This window comes from Gordonia sp. KTR9 (assembly GCF_000143885.2).
In the GTDB taxonomy this organism is placed as follows: domain Bacteria; phylum Actinomycetota; class Actinomycetes; order Mycobacteriales; family Mycobacteriaceae; genus Gordonia.
In genome coordinates this window covers 4,528,651-4,547,188 of the sequence record NC_018581.1, presented here as the reverse complement: position 1 = coordinate 4,547,188, position 18,538 = coordinate 4,528,651, and the positions used below count along the sequence as shown (strand labels likewise).

General features: G+C 69.3%; 18 protein-coding genes. 15 read left to right on the top strand and 3 right to left on the bottom strand.

What is annotated here, in order from left to right; translation table 11 throughout:
• The first annotated feature begins 5 nt into the window (after positions 1-5).
• Positions 6-1,382 (top strand): aminotransferase class V-fold PLP-dependent enzyme, encoded by a 1,377-nt coding sequence (locus KTR9_RS21060; protein WP_014928024.1) that lies wholly within the window; start codon positions 6-8, stop codon positions 1,380-1,382.
• A gap of 4 nt (positions 1,383-1,386) precedes the next feature.
• Positions 1,387-1,887: a hypothetical protein gene (locus KTR9_RS21055; protein ID WP_014928023.1), complete on the top strand. Its 501-nt coding sequence runs from the start codon at positions 1,387-1,389 to the stop codon at positions 1,885-1,887.
• A gap of 149 nt (positions 1,888-2,036) precedes the next feature.
• Here KTR9_RS21055 and KTR9_RS21050 read toward each other — a convergent pair whose 3' ends face one another.
• Complete coding sequence (locus KTR9_RS21050; protein WP_010840705.1) at positions 2,037-2,549, bottom strand: inorganic diphosphatase; 513 nt, start codon at positions 2,547-2,549, stop codon at positions 2,037-2,039.
• Between the two features lie 163 nt (positions 2,550-2,712).
• Here KTR9_RS21050 and dacB point away from each other — a divergent pair, with 163 nt between their 5' ends.
• The 3 genes from dacB to tilS are packed head-to-tail and all read left to right on the top strand — an operon-like array spanning position 2,713 to position 6,199.
• Positions 2,713-4,116: a D-alanyl-D-alanine carboxypeptidase/D-alanyl-D-alanine endopeptidase gene (gene dacB, locus KTR9_RS21045; RefSeq protein ID WP_014928022.1), complete on the top strand. Its 1,404-nt coding sequence runs from the start codon at positions 2,713-2,715 to the stop codon at positions 4,114-4,116.
• Complete coding sequence (locus tag KTR9_RS21040; protein WP_014928021.1) at positions 4,113-5,267, top strand: zinc-dependent metalloprotease; 1,155 nt, start codon at positions 4,113-4,115, stop codon at positions 5,265-5,267. The genes dacB and KTR9_RS21040 overlap by 4 nt, the downstream gene beginning before the upstream one ends.
• Entirely contained in the window at positions 5,246-6,199 is a 954-nt protein-coding gene (gene tilS, locus KTR9_RS21035) for a tRNA lysidine(34) synthetase TilS (RefSeq protein WP_044507225.1), read from the top strand. The genes KTR9_RS21040 and tilS overlap by 22 nt, the downstream gene beginning before the upstream one ends.
• 30 nt (positions 6,200-6,229) lie before the next feature.
• Here the strand turns inward: tilS and KTR9_RS21030 are convergent, their stop codons facing one another.
• Positions 6,230-6,934, bottom strand: coding sequence for a hypothetical protein (locus tag KTR9_RS21030; RefSeq protein WP_010840701.1), 705 nt, complete (start codon positions 6,932-6,934; stop codon positions 6,230-6,232).
• A 332-nt stretch (positions 6,935-7,266) separates the two neighbouring features.
• Between KTR9_RS21030 and hpt the strand changes: the two genes are divergently transcribed.
• The 9 genes from hpt to KTR9_RS20985 all read left to right on the top strand — a co-directional run bounded on the left by hpt (position 7,267) and on the right by KTR9_RS20985 (position 15,746).
• Positions 7,267-7,830 carry a hypoxanthine phosphoribosyltransferase gene (gene hpt, locus KTR9_RS21025; protein ID WP_010840700.1) on the top strand — a complete coding sequence of 188 codons (564 nt, stop codon included), beginning with the start codon at positions 7,267-7,269 and terminating at the stop codon, positions 7,828-7,830.
• A 161-nt stretch (positions 7,831-7,991) separates the two neighbouring features.
• Positions 7,992-10,418: an ATP-dependent zinc metalloprotease FtsH gene (ftsH, locus tag KTR9_RS21020; RefSeq protein ID WP_014928019.1), complete on the top strand. Its 2,427-nt coding sequence runs from the start codon at positions 7,992-7,994 to the stop codon at positions 10,416-10,418.
• A 9-nt stretch (positions 10,419-10,427) separates the two neighbouring features.
• A complete protein-coding gene (gene folE, locus KTR9_RS21015; protein WP_014928018.1) occupies positions 10,428-11,039 on the top strand; it encodes a GTP cyclohydrolase I FolE in 612 nt (203 codons plus the stop codon).
• Positions 11,040-11,089: 50 nt separating this feature from the next.
• Positions 11,090-11,944, top strand: coding sequence for a dihydropteroate synthase (gene folP, locus KTR9_RS21010; RefSeq protein ID WP_044508168.1), 855 nt, complete (start codon positions 11,090-11,092; stop codon positions 11,942-11,944).
• A complete protein-coding gene (folB, locus tag KTR9_RS21005; protein WP_010840696.1) occupies positions 11,937-12,308 on the top strand; it encodes a dihydroneopterin aldolase in 372 nt (123 codons plus the stop codon). Before folP ends, folB begins: the two co-directional genes overlap by 8 nt.
• The gene (folK, locus tag KTR9_RS21000) at positions 12,305-12,823 is read left to right on the top strand and encodes a 2-amino-4-hydroxy-6-hydroxymethyldihydropteridine diphosphokinase (RefSeq protein WP_014928016.1); all 519 of its coding nucleotides are present in this window, start codon (positions 12,305-12,307) and stop codon (positions 12,821-12,823) included. Before folB ends, folK begins: the two co-directional genes overlap by 4 nt.
• Positions 12,820-13,335 (top strand): DUF3180 domain-containing protein, encoded by a 516-nt coding sequence (locus KTR9_RS20995; protein WP_014928015.1) that lies wholly within the window; start codon positions 12,820-12,822, stop codon positions 13,333-13,335. The genes folK and KTR9_RS20995 overlap by 4 nt, the downstream gene beginning before the upstream one ends.
• Before the next feature lie 115 nt (positions 13,336-13,450).
• Positions 13,451-14,791, top strand: a complete 1,341-nt coding sequence (locus KTR9_RS20990; RefSeq protein WP_014928014.1) for a DUF6779 domain-containing protein — start codon at positions 13,451-13,453, stop codon at positions 14,789-14,791.
• Positions 14,792-14,930: 139 nt separating this feature from the next.
• Positions 14,931-15,746, top strand: a complete 816-nt coding sequence (locus KTR9_RS20985; RefSeq protein WP_044507221.1) for a hypothetical protein — start codon at positions 14,931-14,933, stop codon at positions 15,744-15,746.
• A 30-nt stretch (positions 15,747-15,776) separates the two neighbouring features.
• Here KTR9_RS20985 and KTR9_RS20980 read toward each other — a convergent pair whose 3' ends face one another.
• On the bottom strand, positions 15,777-17,174 hold the full coding sequence (locus KTR9_RS20980; RefSeq protein ID WP_014928012.1) for a serine/threonine-protein kinase: 1,398 nt from the start codon (positions 17,172-17,174) through the stop codon (positions 15,777-15,779).
• Positions 17,175-17,460: 286 nt separating this feature from the next.
• Here KTR9_RS20980 and KTR9_RS20975 point away from each other — a divergent pair, with 286 nt between their 5' ends.
• The gene (locus tag KTR9_RS20975; protein WP_014928011.1) at positions 17,461-18,525 is read left to right on the top strand and encodes a Rossmann-like and DUF2520 domain-containing protein; all 1,065 of its coding nucleotides are present in this window, start codon (positions 17,461-17,463) and stop codon (positions 18,523-18,525) included.
• Positions 18,526-18,538 lie beyond the last annotated feature (13 nt).

Sequence of the window (18,538 nt, the reverse complement as noted above, 5' to 3'; positions counted from 1 at the left end):
CTGCCATGACCGCTGTCCTGTCAGCACCCGACACGACCGGCCACGAGACTGTCGACACCCCCGTCATCGATGCGACCCACCATCGGTATCCGGCCATCCCCGGGCTGGCCCCGGTCGTCGGCGCCGATGTGTCCGTACCGCTGGCCCACGGCGGCACAACGCGGTACGTCAACCTCGACTACGCGGCGAGCGCGCCGGCTCTGAGCTCGGTGGCCGCCGCGGTCGCCCATGGACTCGGCGAATACGCGAGCGTCCATCGCGGCGCCGGTCATCTGTCGCAGGTGACCACCGCCCGGTACGAGGCCGCCCGGGACACCGTGCGCCGGTTCGTCCGCGGACGGGTCGACGACACCGTCGTCTTCACCCGCAACACCACCGATGCCATCAACCTCGCCGCTCACATCACACCCGGGGACGTCGTCGTGCTCGACATCGAGCATCACGCCAACCTGCTGCCGTGGTGCGCGCCGCGCGACGGCCGCAACCGGGCCCGAATCGTCCGCACCTGCGACACGATCGAGGACACCCTGGTCGCGCTCGAGGCGGAGCTCGCGTCGGCGCCGGCAGCGCTGCTCGCGGTCACCGCGGCGTCGAACGTCACCGGCGAGGTGCTGCCGATTAGCCGGCTCGCCTCGATCGCGCACCGGCACGGAGCCCGGATCCTGGTCGACGCCGCGCAACTCGTCGCGCACCGGCCCGTCTCCGTCGTCAGTCACGGCATCGACTACCTGGCCTTCTCCGGGCACAAGGCATATGCACCGTTCGGTGCCGGGGTCCTGATCGGCCGGACCGACTGGTTCGACGCCGCCGACCCCTATCTGGCCGGCGGGGGAGCGACCGCCGACGTCGACCTGAGTCCGCGCGGTGGCGTGACCTGGCACACCGGAGCCGCGCGTCACGAGGCCGGTTCGCCGAACGTGCTCGGCGCGGTGTCGATCGCGGCGGCCTGCGAGGCGCTGGCCGACCTCGGTCCCGAGGCCATCGGCCTACACGAACTGCGCCTGGCGCAACGCCTGGACTCCGGCCTGGCCGCCATCCCCGGGGTCGTGCCCCTGCGGATCTTCGCCGATTCCACCGACCGGGTGGGAATCGCGGGGTTCACCGTCGACGGGATCGCGCCGCGGGTCATCGCCGAGTATCTCAGTGCGCAACACGGAATCGGCGTGCGCGACGGCCGGTTCTGCGCTCACCCGCTGCTCGAGCGCCTCGGACATCCGGCCGGCGCGGTCCGCGCGAGCTTCGGGGCGGGTACCACCTCCGACGACATCGACCGCCTCCTCGGCGCTCTGCGCGCACTGACCGAACACGCACTGACCGAGCACGCACCGATCGACCATGCACTGACCGAACAGACCATCCGACCGAACTCGAATGAGGGGTGATGAGATGACCATCGAACTCGACGCACCGGCCGATCGCGCAACCGTGATCGCCGCACCGACCTCCGCTCCGACGGCCCCGATCAGCATCGGACGACCGGGGTTCCAGATCGCCATCGCCGGAGACGAACTGGCACAGACGTTTCCGATCGTCGTGCGGCGTGAGACCCTCCGCGATGCGCAGCGTGCCCGCTCTCTGCTCCGGGCCGGCACCCACGATCAGGCGAAGTTCGTGGTCGCCCTCGAGGTGGAGGTGACCGTCGCGCCGGATGCCGCGTCGGCGCGTGCCGCGGCCGCTGCCGCGGTGGACGCATCGTCGGAGACAGGCTCCGGGACCATCCGCTACATCGGCACGACACACGGACTGATCACGCTGGTCCGGGACATCTACGCGGCCGAGGTCGCCGACGCGGTGATCCTCGTCCCGATCGACGGCGCTGCCACCGAAGGCCGCATCCGCGAACAGATCCTGCCGGTTCTCGCCGAGCAGCGGCACCGCGTGGCCTGACGGGCGGCCCGTCATAGGAGCGCGACTTCGGAGCATGCGCGCTATCTGCAACTGCCGCAGTTGAACTCAAGTGGCGCATCTGCGCCGTAGACACCCCCGCCGGCACCATCTCACGATGGTGCCGGCGGGGGTGTCTCGACGGTGATCCGTCAGCCGCGCGAGGGCTCGTTGGCAGCCTCGGGGTGCGATGCGAGGCGGTCGATCGCATCCTGCGCGATCTTCTCGGCCTGCTCGCGGCCGACCCAGCCGCCCGGCTGGACCTCCTTGCCGGGCTCGAGGTCCTTGTAGTGCTCGAAGAAGTGGGCGATCGGGCCCAACTCGTACTCGGACACGTCGGAGATGTCCTTGATGTGGTCCCACCGCACGTCCTTGGCCGGGACGCACAGCAGCTTGTCGTCGCCGCCGGCCTCGTCGGTCATGGTGTACATGCCGACGACCCGTGCGCGCACGATGATGCCGGGGAACACCGACTCGGGGAGCAGGACCAGCGCGTCGAGCGGGTCGCCGTCCTCACCGAGGGTGCCGTCGATGTACCCGTAGTCGGCCGGGTAGCCCATCGAGGTGTACAGGTAGCGGTCGAGGTAGACCTTGCCGGTCTCGTGGTCGACCTCGTACTTGTTGCGGCCACCTTTGGGGATCTCGATGGTCACATCGAATTCCACAGTTCCTCCTGGCAGTCTTGATCGGGGATGCCGCGTCGGGCCGAAACGCCCGCACGCTGCCCCAACGATACTGTTGGTCCGGCGACCTCGATGTTCGTACCCCTCATTGTGCGTACATCCGGCCGTTCCATCGACCGTGAACCGCGAGAGACCCGGAGGTTTTGTGGGCGCATCCACCCGAAACGGCGGTCGCCGCGGTCGGAGACTCCTGTGGTGGACGGTCACCGCGGTGGTGATCCTGGCCCTGGTCGCCGCGGCCTCGGTCGTGATCGCACTCCGCCTCGATCGGGAACCGGAGCTCCCGCCGGGAGTGCCACCGCAACCCGCCGCGGTCGCCGTCGATCCGCGGATCGACCCGGTGGTCGCCTCGGCGCCCGAGTCGACGCCGCAGGGTGTGTCACGCGCGATCGCTCCGGCACTGCGCAACCCCGCCCTCGGCGAACTCTCCGGAATGATCAGCGACTCGCTCACCGGCGCGGTCCTGTGGACCAGCGACCCGGAGCGCCCGCGGATTCCCGCGTCTAACGCCAAGATCCTGACCGCCGCCGCCGTCCTCGACGCCGTGCCGCACGACCAGCGACTGACGACGACGGTGGTGGCCGGCAGCAACGGACAGGTCATCCTCCGCGGTGCCGGTGATCCCACCCTGTCGGCCCAACCCGCCGGGACCGACACCTTCTACACCGACCCGGGTCGCATCGCCGACCTCGCGCGCCAGATCGAGGAGACCGAGATCCCGGTGACCTCGGTGGCCGTCGACCTGAGCGCCTTCTCGGGACCCACGATGGACACCACCTGGGATCGCCGGGACATCCAGGGCGGCGACATCGCCCCGATCGAATCGCTGATGGTCGACGGTGCCCGGCTGGAACCGCTGGACGAATACTCGCCGCGTACCGCGACCCCGGGCCTCATGGCGGGGGAGGCGCTCGCCGCCGCCCTCGACGTCGAAGCGCCCGTCACCGAGGTGACCGGTACCGCGCCGACCGGGTCCGGGGACGAACGCGTGATCGCGAAGGTCCAGTCGGCCCCGCTGGTGACGCGGGTCAACGACATGCTGCGCTACAGCGACAACGTGCTCGCCGAGACGCTCGCCGTCGAACTCTCGGTGCACCGCGGCGGGCCGCCCACGCACGCCGGCGGCGTCGACGCGATCGAACAGGTGCTGTCGTCGATGTTCCCGGACCAGTGGGCCGGTACCGCGCTGCACGACGCGTCGGGAATCTCCTACGCCAACCGGACCACGCCGGAGTTGCTCGACACGGTGATGACCGCGGCGAGCGGGCCGAGCAGGCCGGCGCTGCGCCCCATGCTCGACGGTCTGCCGATCGCCGGCGGTACCGGCACCCTCGCGGACCGGTTCGACGCCGCCGACAATCCCGGTGCGGGCTGGGCGCGGGCGAAGACCGGAACACTCACCGGGGTCAGTTCGTTGACCGGCATAGTGCAGACAGTCGACGGCCGCGTGCTGTCGTTCGCCCTGATGTCCGGCGGCACCTCGCCGGCGGACGCGCGACCCGCCCTCGATGCCGTGGTGGGCCAACTGAGAGAGTGCGGGTGCCGATGACCACGTCAGGAATCGCCGGGTCGGAGACCACGGACGCCGGGAACGCCGGAGCCGAGACCGGGACCGCTCCGGAATCGGGCGTCGAGGAATCCGCCGACCGGGAACGCCACCCGGGTATCGGCTCGCAGATCGACTGGTCGCTGGCGGCCTCGACGGCGAAACGACTCGCCCGGCCCGGCCCGAAGACGACGTCGTACACCTACGAGGCGGCCCGCGCGGAACTGGCCGATGCCGCCACCCGCGCCGAAGCCCCGGTGCGAGAGGTCACGGGCCTGGCCGACGGCCTGCGCGTACCGACCACCCGAGTCCTCGACCGGGCCGGCTGGATCGACGCGGCGTCCCTGTCGATGCGATCGATGCTCGGTTCGGACGACGAGTCCACCGACGCGGGATCGCCGGGGCTCGCGGCACGATTCGGCGGACTGCAGGCCGGTGGTCTGCTCGCGTTCCTCTCCACCGCGATCCTCGGTCAGTACGATCCGTTCACGCCCGATCCGGAGACCGGCGAGCCCGGTGTGCTGATGGTGGTGACGCCGAACATCATCAACGTCGAACGCCAGCTCAAGGTGATCCCGTCGGACTTCCGGCTGTGGGTGTGCCTCCACGAGGTCACCCACCGCGTGCAGTTCTCGGCCAACCCGTGGCTGCGGGACTACATGCAGGACAACGTCGCGGTGCTCACCTCCGACGCCGGCGAGTCGACCACCGAGATCGTCACTCGGATGACGAAGGCCCTCAAGGGTTCCGATGGTCCGCGCGAGAAGGGCGTGATCGGCGCGATGCAGCTGCTGCAGAGCCCCGAACAGCACGCCGCTTTCCAGCGCATGATGGTTCTCGGCACCTTGCTCGAGGGGCACGCCGACCACGTCATGGATGCGGTGGGCCCGGTGCATGTGCCGTCGGTGGCGCGCATCCGCACCGCCTTCGACAAACGGCGCACCGCACCGCAGAATCCGGTGCAGCGGATCATCCGGGCCCTCATCGGGATGGACGCCAAGCTCGCGCAGTACATCCGAGGAAAAGCCTTCGTCGACGCGGTGGTCGAGGCAGTCGGGATGGAGCGGTTCAACACGGTCTGGACCTCGCCGGACACGATGCCGCTGCCGAACGAGATCGACGACCCGCAGGCATGGATTCAGCGGGTCTTGTGAGGCGGGCGGTCGCGGAATTCGCGGCCGCTCATCGGGTCGGGCCGGAGGTCTGCGTCGGACTCTCCGGCGGGCCGGACTCGCTCGCGCTGACCGCGGCCGCCGTCGGTGCCGGTCTCGACGTCACCGCGCTGATCGTCGATCACGGACTCCAGCCGGACTCTGCGCGGGTGGCGGTGGCCGCGGCCGACGCGGCGCGTGTCCTGGGCGCCCGAGTCCATGTCCTGCGGGTGCGCGTCGGACGTGGTGGAGGTCTCGAGGCCGCTGCTCGCGATGCCCGGTACGCAGCCCTCGACGAGGCCCGCGGTGGTCGGCCGGTTCTGCTCGGCCACACCGCCGACGACCAGGCCGAGACCGTGCTGCTCGGGCTGGCGCGCGGATCCGGCTCACGATCGATCGCCGGCATGCGTGCCTGGAACGACCCGTGGGCCAGACCGTTCCTCGGGGTCCGGAGGCAGCAGACTCTGGCGGCCTGTACCGAACTCGGTCTCGCACCCCATCACGACCCGCACAACCGCGATCCGCGGTTCACCCGCGTCCGTCTGCGATCCGAAGTCCTGCCGTTGCTGGAGGACGTGCTCCACGGCGGGGTCGTCGACGCGCTGGGTCGCACCGCCGAGAGGCTGCAGGCCGACAACGATGCACTCGACGAGTGGGCGGCCCGCGTCCTCGCCGAGGCCGCACGCGGCGACGTCCTGGCCGTCGGCCCGCTTCGCGACGCGCCACTCGCGATTCGGACGCGAGCCCTGCGCGCCTGGCTGCTCGACATCGGGGCGACCGAGCCGACCCATCGGGTCGTCACGGCCGTGGCGGGCCTCCTGGACTCGGCCGCCGTCGCCGACCGGACCCAGATCGCCGTCGGCGGCGACCCCGACGTCCGCCGTGTCGTCGTCCGTACGGGCGAAACACTGACGGTCCGCCTCACCGCGAGGTGAGACGGACCGTCTTGGAGGTACTACGTTCCCTCAGCGCCGAGGCGGCACGAAGGGCGAGTTGATCGTCTGGAAGTACTGGATCCCGGCACCGATCAGGGTGCCGCCGCCGCCGAGGGCGAGACCGGCGATGCCGCCGATCGCGGCGGCCGGCGCGACGCCCACCAGGCAGCCCACCACCGCGGCGGCCAGGCCGATGACGCACCCGATCACGCCGCCGACGATTCCGCCGACGACAGTACCGACCAATGTGCCGATCGAGGTTCCGGCCCGGAGTTGTGATTGGAATCGTTCGAGAGCCTGGTCGTCGCGTTCTTGTCGCGTCTGCGGCGCCGCGACATTGTGCCGGGCGATGCCGCGCAAACTCTCGACCTCGGTCGGATTGACCGCCGACGAACGCGAGACCTCACGGGACGGAATGAGGGTCACGGCGTTCCCCGCGATTCGCGCGTCGATGGGAAACTGTCGGAATTCGCTGCGGTAGTTCAGCGGCATGCGGAAGAGTTCTGCGCCGGCGGTATCCCGAACCGTCACATTCCCGTTCTCCGTGCTCACGGATGCGTTGTGCACCGTGAGGGTGAGCGCCGAGGCATTCCAGGACGCGTCATAAGTGGCCGCCGGGGCCTTCTGAGGTGCAGCTTCGGCGGTCGCGGCGAACACCGTAACGACTGCGGTGGCCAGACACAGAATCACGCTGAGGCGTTTTTTGCGCAGGGGGATACGCGAAGTGGGGAACACGAGTGCTCCTTCTTGTCCACACAGGACAGGGCGTGAGAAGGGAGGGGATATCAGAGGTCTGGTGCTCAGCTCTCTGTTTTCGAGAATGTCAGACGCTTGATCCACATCGAAACGCAACCTCGAGGAATGGTGCCCGTGTGATGAGTTGTTATGTGACCGTTATCCGCATAGCAATTCCGCGAAATGTCGACGTGAATGGCCGTAAATGGTTTGAACTGGCAATTCAGCGAAAAACCGCAGGTAGGCCGCGGCCATTCCCGGCGTGCGTCCGCGGAGCCCCGGAGAGGTACCCCGTTCGCCGCGGCACCGCGAAAACATGACAAGCTGGGAGCGTGCAGTCTGCCGACCCGTACGCCGCTGACATCGACGCTGTGCTGATCACCGAAGAGGAGATCAAACAGCGAACCGCCGAACTCGCCCAGTCCGTGGCATCGCGCTACGCCGACATCGAAGAGGATCTGGTCCTCATCGGTGTCCTGAAGGGCGCCATCATGTTCATGACGGACTTTGCGCGGTCCCTGCCGATCCCGTCGCAGATGGAGTTCATGGCGGTGTCGAGCTACGGGTCGTCGACATCGTCGTCGGGCGTGGTCCGCATCCTCAAAGACCTCGACCGCGACATCGAGGGCCGGGACGTCCTGATCGTCGAGGACATCATCGACTCGGGCCTGACGCTGTCGTGGCTGATGAAGAACCTCGCGACGCGTTCGCCGCGCAGCCTCGAGGTGTGCGCCCTGCTGCGCAAGCCCGACGCCGTCCGCTCCACGATCCGGGTCGCCGACGTCGGTTTCGACATCCCGAACGAGTTCGTCGTCGGCTACGGCCTCGACTATGCCGAGCGCTACCGCGACCTGCCGTACATCGGCCGGCTGAAGCCGTCGGTGTACACGCACTGATGCTCCGGGGCGCCACACGTGTGCCCGACCTGCGAGGGAACGGTTTCACCAGCGCGATCGTTGACCGGTAGCCTCAATGTGTACGTCGACGGGAAGGACATGGGAACGGCGTCGGCACCGGGACTCGATCCCGCGAGCCCGCTCGACCCCCACCAACTGGCATGAACCGTAAGACAGTCTTCCGCAACCTCGCCATCCTGGCGCTCATCCTGCTCGCCCTGTGGGGCTGGAGCGTGATGAGCGACTCCGGCCGGGAGTACCGCGGCGTCGACACCTCCGTCGCACTGCAGCAACTCAACGACAAGAACACCAAGTTCGTCAGCATCGACGATCGCGAGCAGCAGCTCCGGATCGAGCTCAAGTCCCCGATCAAGGTCAACGACGCCGACGCCGGCAAGATCAGTGCCAAGTACCCGGCGCAGGCGGGTGACCAGGTCTTCGAGGCCGTCCAGGGCACGGGCGCGCCGTACACGACCAACGTCAACGAGCAGTCCGTCCTGTGGCAGATCCTCATCTTCGTGCTCCCGATGATCCTGCTGTTCGGCTTGTTCTTCTTCGTGATGAGCCGCATGCAGGGCGGCGGTCGCGGCGGCGTCATGGGCTTCGGCAAGTCGAAGGCCAAGCAGCTCAGCAAGGACATGCCGAAGACGACGTTCGCCGATGTCGCGGGCGCCGACGAGGCCGTCGAGGAGCTCTACGAGATCAAGGACTTCCTGCAGAATCCGGCGCGCTATCAGGCGCTGGGCGCGAAGATCCCTCGGGGTGTGCTGCTCTTCGGCCCACCCGGAACGGGCAAGACGCTGCTGGCCCGGGCGGTCGCCGGTGAGGCCGGGGTCCCGTTCTTCACGATCTCCGGTTCGGACTTCGTCGAGATGTTCGTCGGTGTGGGTGCATCCCGCGTGCGCGATCTGTTCGAGCAGGCCAAGAACAACAGTCCGTGCATCATCTTCGTCGACGAGATCGACGCCGTCGGACGCCAGCGCGGCGCGGGCCTCGGCGGTGGTCACGACGAACGCGAGCAGACCCTCAACCAGCTGCTCGTCGAGATGGACGGCTTCGGTGACCGCTCGGGCGTCATCCTGATCGCCGCGACGAACCGCCCCGACATCCTCGATCCGGCGCTCCTGCGCCCCGGCCGATTCGATCGCCAGATCCCGGTCGGCAATCCCGACATGGCCGGTCGCCGGGCGATCCTGAAAGTCCACGCCAAGGGCAAGCCGATCGATCCCGACGCCGACCTCGACGGTCTGGCCAAGCGCACGCCCGGGATGTCGGGCGCCGATCTGGCCAACGTCGTCAACGAGGCGGCGCTGCTCACCGCGCGCGAGAACAAGCAGACGATCACTGCCGAGGCCCTCGAGGAGGCGGTCGACCGGGTCATCGGCGGACCGCGCCGCAAGTCCCGGATCATCAGTGAGCACGAGCGCAAGGTGGTGGCCTACCACGAGGGCGGACACACCCTCGCCGCATGGGCGATGCCCGATCTCGCCCCGATTTACAAGGTCACGATCCTGGCGCGCGGGCGGACCGGCGGCCACGCGCTGGCCGTCCCCGAGCAGGACAAGGACCTGATGACCCGCTCGGAGATGATCGCGCGGCTGGTGATGGCCATGGGCGGTCGTGCGGCCGAGGAACTCGTGTTCCACGAACCGACGACCGGTGCGTCGTCGGACATCGACCAGGCGACGAAGATCGCGCGGGCGATGGTCACCGAGTACGGCATGAGTTCCAAGCTGGGTGCCGTGCGTTACGGCCAGGATCAGGGCGACCCGTTCCTCGGCCGGTCGATGGGCTCGCACACCGATTACTCCGCGGAGATCGCGAGCGAGATCGACGACGAGGTACGCCGGCTGATCGAGGCCGCGCACACCGAGGCGTGGGCCATCCTGACCGAGTACCGGGACACCCTCGACGTGCTCGCCACCCAGCTCCTCGAGAAGGAGACGCTGACCCGCAAGGATCTGGAGAAGATCTTCTCCGATGTGGACAAGCGTCCGCGGATCACCGCCTTCAACGACTTCGGCGAGCGCACCCCCAGCGACAAGCCGCCGGTGAAGACGCCGGGCGAGCTGGCCATCGAACGCGGTGAGCCGTGGCCGCCGCCGGAGCCGGCCAAGATCCCCGAACCGGTGGGAGCCGGTTATCCAGGTGCACCGCAGGTCCCGGGCCAGGTGCCGAACTATCCGCCGATGTACCCCGAACCGGGGACGTCGGGCGGACCGACACCACCGGTTCAGGGCAATCCGGAACCCCGGTACCCCGATCCCGGGTATCCGGATCAGCACCATCCCCCGCAGTATCCGAACCCCGGTTATCCGAACCCGAACTATCCGAACCCGGGTTATCCGAACCCCGGTAACCCGAACCCGCAGTACCCGGATCCGGGATACCGCGACTCGGGCTCCGGTCGGACGCCGCCGGAGCCGGGCGGGCCGTACGGTGGACGAACGCGTCCGGACTACGGCGCGCCACGAGACTGGTCCGCTCCCGGCTGGCCGCCCGAGTCGGCGCCGCGCCCGGGCCGTAACGGCGAGGCCAACGGGTGGGGACACCGCGCCGATGACGACGACTCGCGGCCGACTTCGTAAAGTGGCTGGATGAGCATCAACGAGCGGCAGGACGCCGAACTCGCCGGACCTCGAGGGGACTTCGACCAGGCGCGCGCCGAGGCCGCGGTCCGCGAATTGCTGCTGGCCGTCGGCGAGGACCCCGACCGGGAAGGTCTCCTCCGGACCCCGACGCGGGTGGCGAACGCATACCGGGAGATGTTCGCCGGTCTGTACAGCGACCCGGACGAGGTCCTCGCGACGACGTTCGACGAGGACCATGACGAGATGGTGCTGGTCAAGGACATCCCGATGTACTCGACCTGCGAGCACCATCTGGTCTCGTTCCACGGGGTCGCCCACGTCGGCTACATCCCCGGCGCCTCGGGTCGGGTCACCGGCCTGTCGAAGCTGGCCCGGCTCGTCGACCTGTACGCGAAGCGCCCGCAGGTCCAGGAACGGCTCACCAGTCAGATCGCCGACGCCATGATGCGCAGGCTCGAGCCCCGCGGGGTGATCGTGGTGATCGAGGCCGAGCATCTGTGCATGGCGATGCGGGGGATCCGCAAGCCGGGCGCGACGACGACGACGTCGGCGGTGCGCGGCATCTTCAAGACCAGTGCGGTCTCCCGCGGCGAAGCCCTCGACCTGATCACCCGGTGACGACGCCGCACGCGGTTCCCGCCCGCGGCGGAGTGCACCGGACCCTGGTGATGGGTGTCCTCAACGTCACCGCCGACTCGTTCTCCGACGGCGGTCGCTACCTCGACGCCGATGCGGCGATCGCGCACGGTCTCGAACTGATCGACCAGGGTGCCGACCTCATCGACGTCGGCGGCGAATCGACCCGCCCCGGCGCGGTCCGGGTCGACCCCGAACTCGAGACGGCGCGCGTCGTGCCGGTGATCAGCGAACTCGCCGCGCGCGGGGTGCCCGTGTCGGTCGACACGATGCGGGCGCCGGTGGCCGCCGCAGCGGTGGAAGCCGGTGCGGCCATCGTCAACGACGTCTCGGGCGGGCGGGCCGACGCCGACATGGCACGGGTCGTCGCGGACGCGGGGGTGCCGTGGATTCTCATGCACTGGCGCCCGGCCGGCGACAGCGCCGACCGTCGGTTCACCCACCGCAGCGGAGATGTCGGGGGTTATCGGGATGTGGTCGCCGAGGTCAGTGGTGAACTGCTCGCCCAGGTCGACGCCGCGGTGTCGGCCGGGGTCGATGCCGACCGCCTGATCCTCGACCCGGGACTGGGCTTCGCCAAGACCGCCGAACACAACTGGGCCCTGCTGCACGCCTTGCCCACCTTGACCGGGCTGGGCTTCCCGATTCTGGTCGGGGCCTCCCGCAAACGTTTCCTCGGCACGCTGCTCAGCCGCGACGGCGCGGACCGCCCGCCCGCGGGGCGCGATGTCGCGACCGCGTCCGTCTCGGCACTCGCCGCCGCCGCGGGTGCGTGGGGCGTGCGCGTGCACGACGTGGCGAGCAGTCGCGACGCGGTCGCGGTCGCCGCGGCGTGGCGCGCAGGCGGTTCCCGAACATCATCACCGGTAGGAGAGACGAATGGCTGATCGGATCGAACTGCGCGGGCTGAAGGTCCGGGGCAATCACGGTGTCTTCGACCACGAGCGCGCCGACGGCCAGGACTTCTTCATCGACGTCGTGCTCTGGCTGGATCTGCAGGCCGCGGGGGAGTCCGACGATCTCGCCGACACCGTCGACTACGGTGCGCTCGCGCAGCAGGTCGCCGGCATCGTCGGGGGCGAACCGCGCAACCTCATCGAGAAGGTGGGCGCCGAGGTGGCCGACTCGATCATGACCGACGAGCGCATCAGTGCGTGCGAGGTGACCGTGCACAAGCCGTCGGCGCCGATCCCGCTGACCTTCGACGACGTCGCGGTGGTGACCCGACGTTCCCGCAAGGGGACGCGATGAGCCGCGCGGTGCTCTCGGCGGGGTCCAACGTCGGTGACCCGACCGCGCACCTGCGTTCGGTCGTCGAGGGCTTCGCCGACGAGCTGGTCGCGGTGTCCGCGGTGTACTCGACGCCCCCATGGGGTGGGGTCGAGCAGGACGACTTCCGCAACATCACGCTCGTCGTCGACGGACCGTACGATGCCCGACAGTGGCTCGAGCGTGGTTTCGAACTCGAGCGGGCGGCCGAGCGGACGCGGGAGATCCGCTGGGGACCAAGAACTCTCGACGTCGACGTGATCACCGTGTCTGATTCTGACGGAGTTGTCGTGACCGACGGACCGGACCTGACGCTGCCCCATCCCCGTGCGGCGCAACGGGCTTTCGTCCTCGTCCCGTGGCTGGAGATCGAGCCGGACGCCACCCTGTGGACGCCGGCCGGCGAACGCGCGGTCGCCGATCTCGTCGCCGGGCTCGACGCCGCCGAGCGGGATGCGGTGCAGCCGGTCGGCCGCCTGACCGGGGGCGAGCCGTGAGTGCACCGGATCCGCGCCGGCCGGAGCAGGACGACGAGGAGGCCGGCCTCGGCCCCACCCGGGTCCGTGATCTGGCCGCGATCGCGGCGGTCACCGCGATCGTCGCGTGGATCCTGGTGCGGTACAACTACTCCGATCTCCCGCCGTTACCGCTGCTCGCCGGTGTCGTGCTGTATGTGCTTGCGGCACTCGAGATCGTCATCGCCTTCGTCGTCCGCTCCCGGGTCGAATCCCGCGATGTGGGTCGCGCCCGGGGACAACTCCATCCGCTCACGGCCGCGCGAGTGCTGGCCCTGGCCAAGGCTTCTGCGATCCTCGGTGCGATCGCGGTCGGGGTCTGGCTGGGATTGCTCGCGTTCCTGCTCGGTCAGCACGATCTGGCCGCGGCCGACCACGACCGGCCGGGTGCCATCGTCGGGCTGATCGGCGGGGCGGTCCTCGTCGGTGCCGCGCTGTGGCTCGAGTACTGCTGCCGGGCCCCCGACGACCCGTCCGCGGTGGGCGATTCGTGACGGTTGCCGGGAGCGGCGGTCGTCCCGTCGACGCATCGCCTAACATGCGGACTATCTGAGAAACTCCGCACCCGCCTGACGTCCGAATGTACTCACAGCCTGTAAATTCACGATCATGACGACCTCGAACGGCCGTGCCGCCGACTCGCGCCGCTCGAGTCGGTCGCCGGCTCAGTGGTTGCTCGGCCTGTTGATCGTGCTCGCGCTGGTGGCCAGCATCCTCATGGTCTTCACCGACCGTTTGTCGATCACCGGCTCGCTGGCGGTCATCGCAGCGCTCTGGGCAGCCGTCATCGGCGCGATCCTGGTGACCAAGTTCCGGCGGCAGGCCGAGAGTGCGGAGGCGAAGAGCCGGGACCTGCGACTCGTCTACGAATTGCAGCTGGAACGTGAGATCGCGGCACGACGTCAGTACGAGCTCGACGTCGAGACGACCATCCGCAAGGAGGTCACCGCAGAGTCGAACGAGGAACTCTCCGAATTGAAGGCTCAGGTCCTGGCGTTGCGGTCCAGCCTGGAGATGCTCCTCGGCGAACCGCTCCCGGACCAGCGGGCCGCGCTGTCCAGCGAGAAGATGCGCGAATTGGCCTCGGGCCTGAACGACGAATCCCGCACCGCCCGCCGATCCGGGACATCGTTCGGCGGCGACTTCGGCGGCGTGTCCTCCTATGGCGCCACCTACGCCGACGACGGGGCGCTCGCCGCCCGCGACTTCGCGGCCACCGCACCCACCGCGGACGACGGTAGACACACGGGTTCGGTCGACCCCAACGAGATGACCGAGGTGATCCCGATCGTCACCGACGATCCGATCTCCGGCCGTATCGCGACCGAGGTCTCGCCCGACGAGGTGGCCGAGACGAACGCGTCGGCCGGTTCCACGGCCGGCGACCGGGCGTCAGGCGGCGAGGCCTCCCAGGCCGATGTGTCCGACGCCGATGTGTCCGACGCCGAGATCGTCGACACCGAACATTCCGACTCGACCACCGGGGACTCGGGTGCGGGTAAGGCGGAGTCCACGTCGCTGCCGTTCTCCGGCGGCTTCTACCTCGGAAACGAGGCCGAGGAGCCGACACCCCCATCCGCCGAGACCCGGGCGCGGGTCGACCCCGCGGACCAGCCGCTCTACACCGACGACACCCCGACCGACGAGTGGTCGACCGGGGCGCAGCCTGTCGTCACTCCGGAGACCGATGCCCCGCCCGTCACCGACGCCCCGCCCGTCACCGACGCCGACGAGGTGGAGCCCCCCGCGTTCCTCGGTGCCGCGGGGCGCCATGAGAACCAGCCCGGCGGCCGGGCCGTGGAGTCCTACGGCGGTGGCCGCCGACGCCGTGCGGCCGACGACGACGCGGAGTCCGCACATTCGGCGGGGCTCCCGGTCTCCGAACTCCTGAACCAGCTGCGTTCGCAGACGGAGACGTCCGGGGGCGGGCGCCGGCGCCGGAACGGCTGAGGCCCGACACTCCGGGCGTTCTGGCGTGCGAGGACGCTCGCGGTCGATCGCTGTACGTTCTGTCATCCGTTCGGGTCACATCTGTGACGTCGCCACGGATTAGCCCGTGCGAGTTGGACGATCGCCCTAGTATTCCCGTATGAGCGAGACGCTCGCTGGTGGGGAGTTCGGTTTCGGGCCTGGGTCCGGTCCGTCCTTCGCCGCGATCCGCCACACCGACCGCGGGAACGCGGTCAAGCAGTCACTGGTGAGCGCCGCCCTGTTCCTGCCGGTGATCGCCTGGTGGCCGACTGTACTGTGGCTCTTCGCTTTCGACCCGCTCGACGGCACTCCGTTCCCCGAGTACTACGCGAACCTACAGGCCAACGGCCCCGAGGCCAGTCTGCTGCTCATCTGGTCGCTGACGGCGCTGATGCCGCTGTACATGGTTCTCGTGCTGGGGATCTGGGCGCGGAGCCCCCTTCGATCGGGTATTGCAGTGGTGATCGGTGCGGTCGGTGCACTCGGATTCTGGGGCGGGCAGGTGCCTGTCCTGGTGCGGTCGGGGGAGTACCCGATCCTCACCTTCTGTTCGGAGAACATGCCCGCCTTCGTCGTGTTGCTGATCGTGGCGTGGTCGGTCGCGCGGCGGCGCGGATTCTGGTGGTTGCTCGCGATACCGGTCATCGCGCTGTTGGCGATCAACGCCTACGAGGGCTGGGCGTCGAATCCGGTCGATGCGATCGTCGACGGCACGGGGAGACTGCTCGACGTTCCGGCCTCGCAGGTACTGGATCCGTTCTCGCCGAGGTTCCGTTCACCGTTCGACGATGTGGTCGACGTCGTGGCGGGGATCGTGACCCTCTGGGTGGTGGATTCGGTGTTCGGTGCCCTGTCCCGGCAGGGGCGCGATCCGCAGCAGTCCCGGCCGGATCGCGACCCGCGGCAGACCCGTGTCGCCGACCATCGACGCTGACGAAAGCGCTGCTGTGACAACGAATCCTGGTCAGAACTGCATCGTGACGGCACGTCCGACGGTGAACACGATGAACCCCAGACTCAGGACGATGCCCAGCGCACACAGCGCCCGCGCGAGCCGTCCGGCCGAACTCGGCTGACCGCGACCGGCCAGATACCAACCGGCCACACCGACCGGCAGACCCATCCCGCCGACGACGCTCAACGGAACCGCCACCACACCGCAGGCGAGCGACGCGGTGGTCCGCCGGGACGCGCCGGCGCCGGCCGCAGGCGGGTCCAGCACCGGGAGATCGCGCGAGGCCCGCTCCGTCGACGGAGTCGGAACATACTGTGGCACAGTGTGCCCCGGCAACTCGGAGTACGCCGTCGCGCGCAGGTGGGACGACGGCGGAGCGGGACCCGCCGGGTTGCTTCCCGGCGGGGTCGCGGCGGCCGTGGGAATCGCGGCGGTGGACGCGTGGACGGTCGGGGGAAGCGGAGCCGGGGTCGGTGCGGATGTCGGTGCGAGGGGGGCTCGGGCGCGCATCGTGCGGTCGGAGCGGGGGACGAACGTCGTGGTGTCGATCGCCGAACGGAGTTCGGCGGCAAACGCTCCCGCCGACGGTGGCCGGTCCGCGCGGTTCTTGGCGAGGCCGGAACGCACGACGTCGGACACCGCCCGGGGTACGTCGGGCCGGAGTGCGGACACCTCCGGGGGTGGCGTGCTGAGGTGGTGGTGGATCATCATCGCGGGCGTGCGTGCGCTGAAGGGTACTGTGCCGGTGAGTAATTCGAAGATGCTGCAGGACAGTGAGTACACGTCGCTGCGGGCATCGAGGGTCTGGGCGGAGAGTTGTTCGGGTGACGAATAGGGGAAGGACCCGATCACCAGATCCGTCGAGGTGAGTGAGGTCGCGCCGCCGTCGGTCGACCGGGCGATACCGAAGTCGGCCAGACGGATTCGTCGTTGCACGGATCCACCCGGGAATCGCGGGCCGGGCTCTTCGGCGCTGATCAGGATGTTGGCCGGCTTGACGTCGCGATGGAGCAGGCCGGAACGGTGAGCGTGATCGAGGGCGGCACCGATGGCGTCGCCCACCGCCGCCACATCGGCGAGTGGAAGGCCGCCGGGAACGGTGGAGAGCAGCGCCGCCGCGTCGGTGCCGCGCACGTACTGCATCGAGATCCAGAGGCGTCCGTCCACCTCGCCACGGTCGTAGACGCTGACGATGCAGGGATGGTCGAGCTGGGCGGCGAGGTCGGCCTCGCGGGTGAACCGGGCGCGGAAGGTCGGATCGTTCGACACGTGCTCGGCCAGCACCTTGATGACGTCGTGGCGGGGCAGCCGAGGATGGCGGACGAGGTACACCTCGCCCATGCCGCCGGCACCGATCTTGCGCACGACCGTGTATCCGGCGAACTCTGTGCCCGGTTCCAAGCTCATGGCGGACCTTCGTGTGTGGGCGTGTCGGGGTGAACGGCGGCCGCCTCAGACTACGCCGCTTCGGCCCAGGTCACCGGGGGTTCGGTCGTTGGATCGACATGTCCGGGGTGCAGCCCGGGCCCACCACGGGGTGACACCTGTCACAGACATTGGCACCGGCCGCGGTGTCGGACCTACTCTTGCTCTGCAACGTCTGGTACCCGTGCCGACGCCGCCGCGACGAGTCCGCTCACGTGACGGTCGATCCGGCAGAGGCGGGACTGGAACGACACTCTGGAGGACAGCGGTGACCTCACCGAGCGGTGATGCCGGTATGCCGTCTGCACGGCGGACCGGTGGCGATGACTCCTTCGGCGATGATCTGCACGCCCATCACCCGTTCGCGGACGACGCGTATCCCCGGTCCGCTTCCACCGATCCGTTTGCCGGCATGACGAACCTGCCGGCCCCCGCCCGACTCACCGTCGGTCTCGTGTCTGCCGGCCGCGTCGGAACGGCGTTGGGTGAGGCACTGGAGAAGGCCGGGCACGTGGTCGGCGCCGTCGTCGCCCGCTCGCCCGAGTCCCGTGGCCGCGCCGCGCGCCGGCTCCCCGATTCCGAGATCCTCGATCTCGACGAGGTCGTCGCACGGTCCGAGCTGTTACTGGTCAGCGTGCCCGACGCGACCCTGGGTGCCGTCGTCGACGAGATCGCCGCGTCCGATTCGCTCCGGCCCGGGACGATCGTCGCGCACACCGCGGGCGCGCACGGAGTGGCCGTGCTGCAACCGCTGACCGATCGCGGGGCCCTCGCGATCGCCCTGCATCCCGCGATGACGTTCGTCGGCTCCGAGGACGACACGGCTCGCCTCACCAATGCCTGCTTCGCGATCACCGCCGCCGACGCGGTGGGTGAGGCGATCGCATCGTCGCTGGTCCTGGAGATGGGCGGCGACCCGGTCCGGATCGCCGAAGCCGATCGCACGCTCTACCACGCCGCCCTCGCGCACGGCGCCAACCATCTGATCGCCCTGATCTCCGACGCGGTCGTCGCGCTCAACGCCGCGATCGACCACTCCGGCCGTGACACCGCGACCGTTGACGGACACGGCAACCGCCTTGCCGAACGCATCCTCGGCCCGCTGGTCGCGGCGTCGCTGCGCAATGTGCTGGAACTGGGGCCGTCGGCACTGACCGGGCCGGTCGCCCGCGGTGACGCGCCCGCGGTCACCCGGCACCTGGCAGCGCTGCGCACCGTTCCCGGCGGGACGGGACCGCACGGTATCGCCGACGCCTACCGCACACTCGCCCGACGCGCCGCGGACCACACCCATGCGCCGAAGGCGTTGATCGACGCACTGGAGGACCGATGACATCACCAAGCGG

Coding starts and splice junctions, on each gene's coding strand:
- ftsH (WP_014928019.1), top strand. CDS start 7,992: ATGAACCGTAAGACAGTCTTCCGCAACCTCGCCATCCTGGCGCTCATC.
- KTR9_RS20985 (WP_044507221.1), top strand. CDS start 14,931: ATGAGCGAGACGCTCGCTGGTGGGGAGTTCGGTTTCGGGCCTGGGTCC.
- KTR9_RS20990 (WP_014928014.1), top strand. CDS start 13,451: ATGACGACCTCGAACGGCCGTGCCGCCGACTCGCGCCGCTCGAGTCGG.
- KTR9_RS20980 (WP_014928012.1), bottom strand. CDS start 17,174: ATGAGCTTGGAACCGGGCACAGAGTTCGCCGGATACACGGTCGTGCGC.
- KTR9_RS21055 (WP_014928023.1), top strand. CDS start 1,387: ATGACCATCGAACTCGACGCACCGGCCGATCGCGCAACCGTGATCGCC.
- folK (WP_014928016.1), top strand. CDS start 12,305: ATGAGCCGCGCGGTGCTCTCGGCGGGGTCCAACGTCGGTGACCCGACC.
- KTR9_RS21060 (WP_014928024.1), top strand. CDS start 6: ATGACCGCTGTCCTGTCAGCACCCGACACGACCGGCCACGAGACTGTC.
- tilS (WP_044507225.1), top strand. CDS start 5,246: ATGGATTCAGCGGGTCTTGTGAGGCGGGCGGTCGCGGAATTCGCGGCC.
- KTR9_RS21040 (WP_014928021.1), top strand. CDS start 4,113: ATGACCACGTCAGGAATCGCCGGGTCGGAGACCACGGACGCCGGGAAC.
- folB (WP_010840696.1), top strand. CDS start 11,937: ATGGCTGATCGGATCGAACTGCGCGGGCTGAAGGTCCGGGGCAATCAC.
- folP (WP_044508168.1), top strand. CDS start 11,090: ATGGGTGTCCTCAACGTCACCGCCGACTCGTTCTCCGACGGCGGTCGC.
- folE (WP_014928018.1), top strand. CDS start 10,428: ATGAGCATCAACGAGCGGCAGGACGCCGAACTCGCCGGACCTCGAGGG.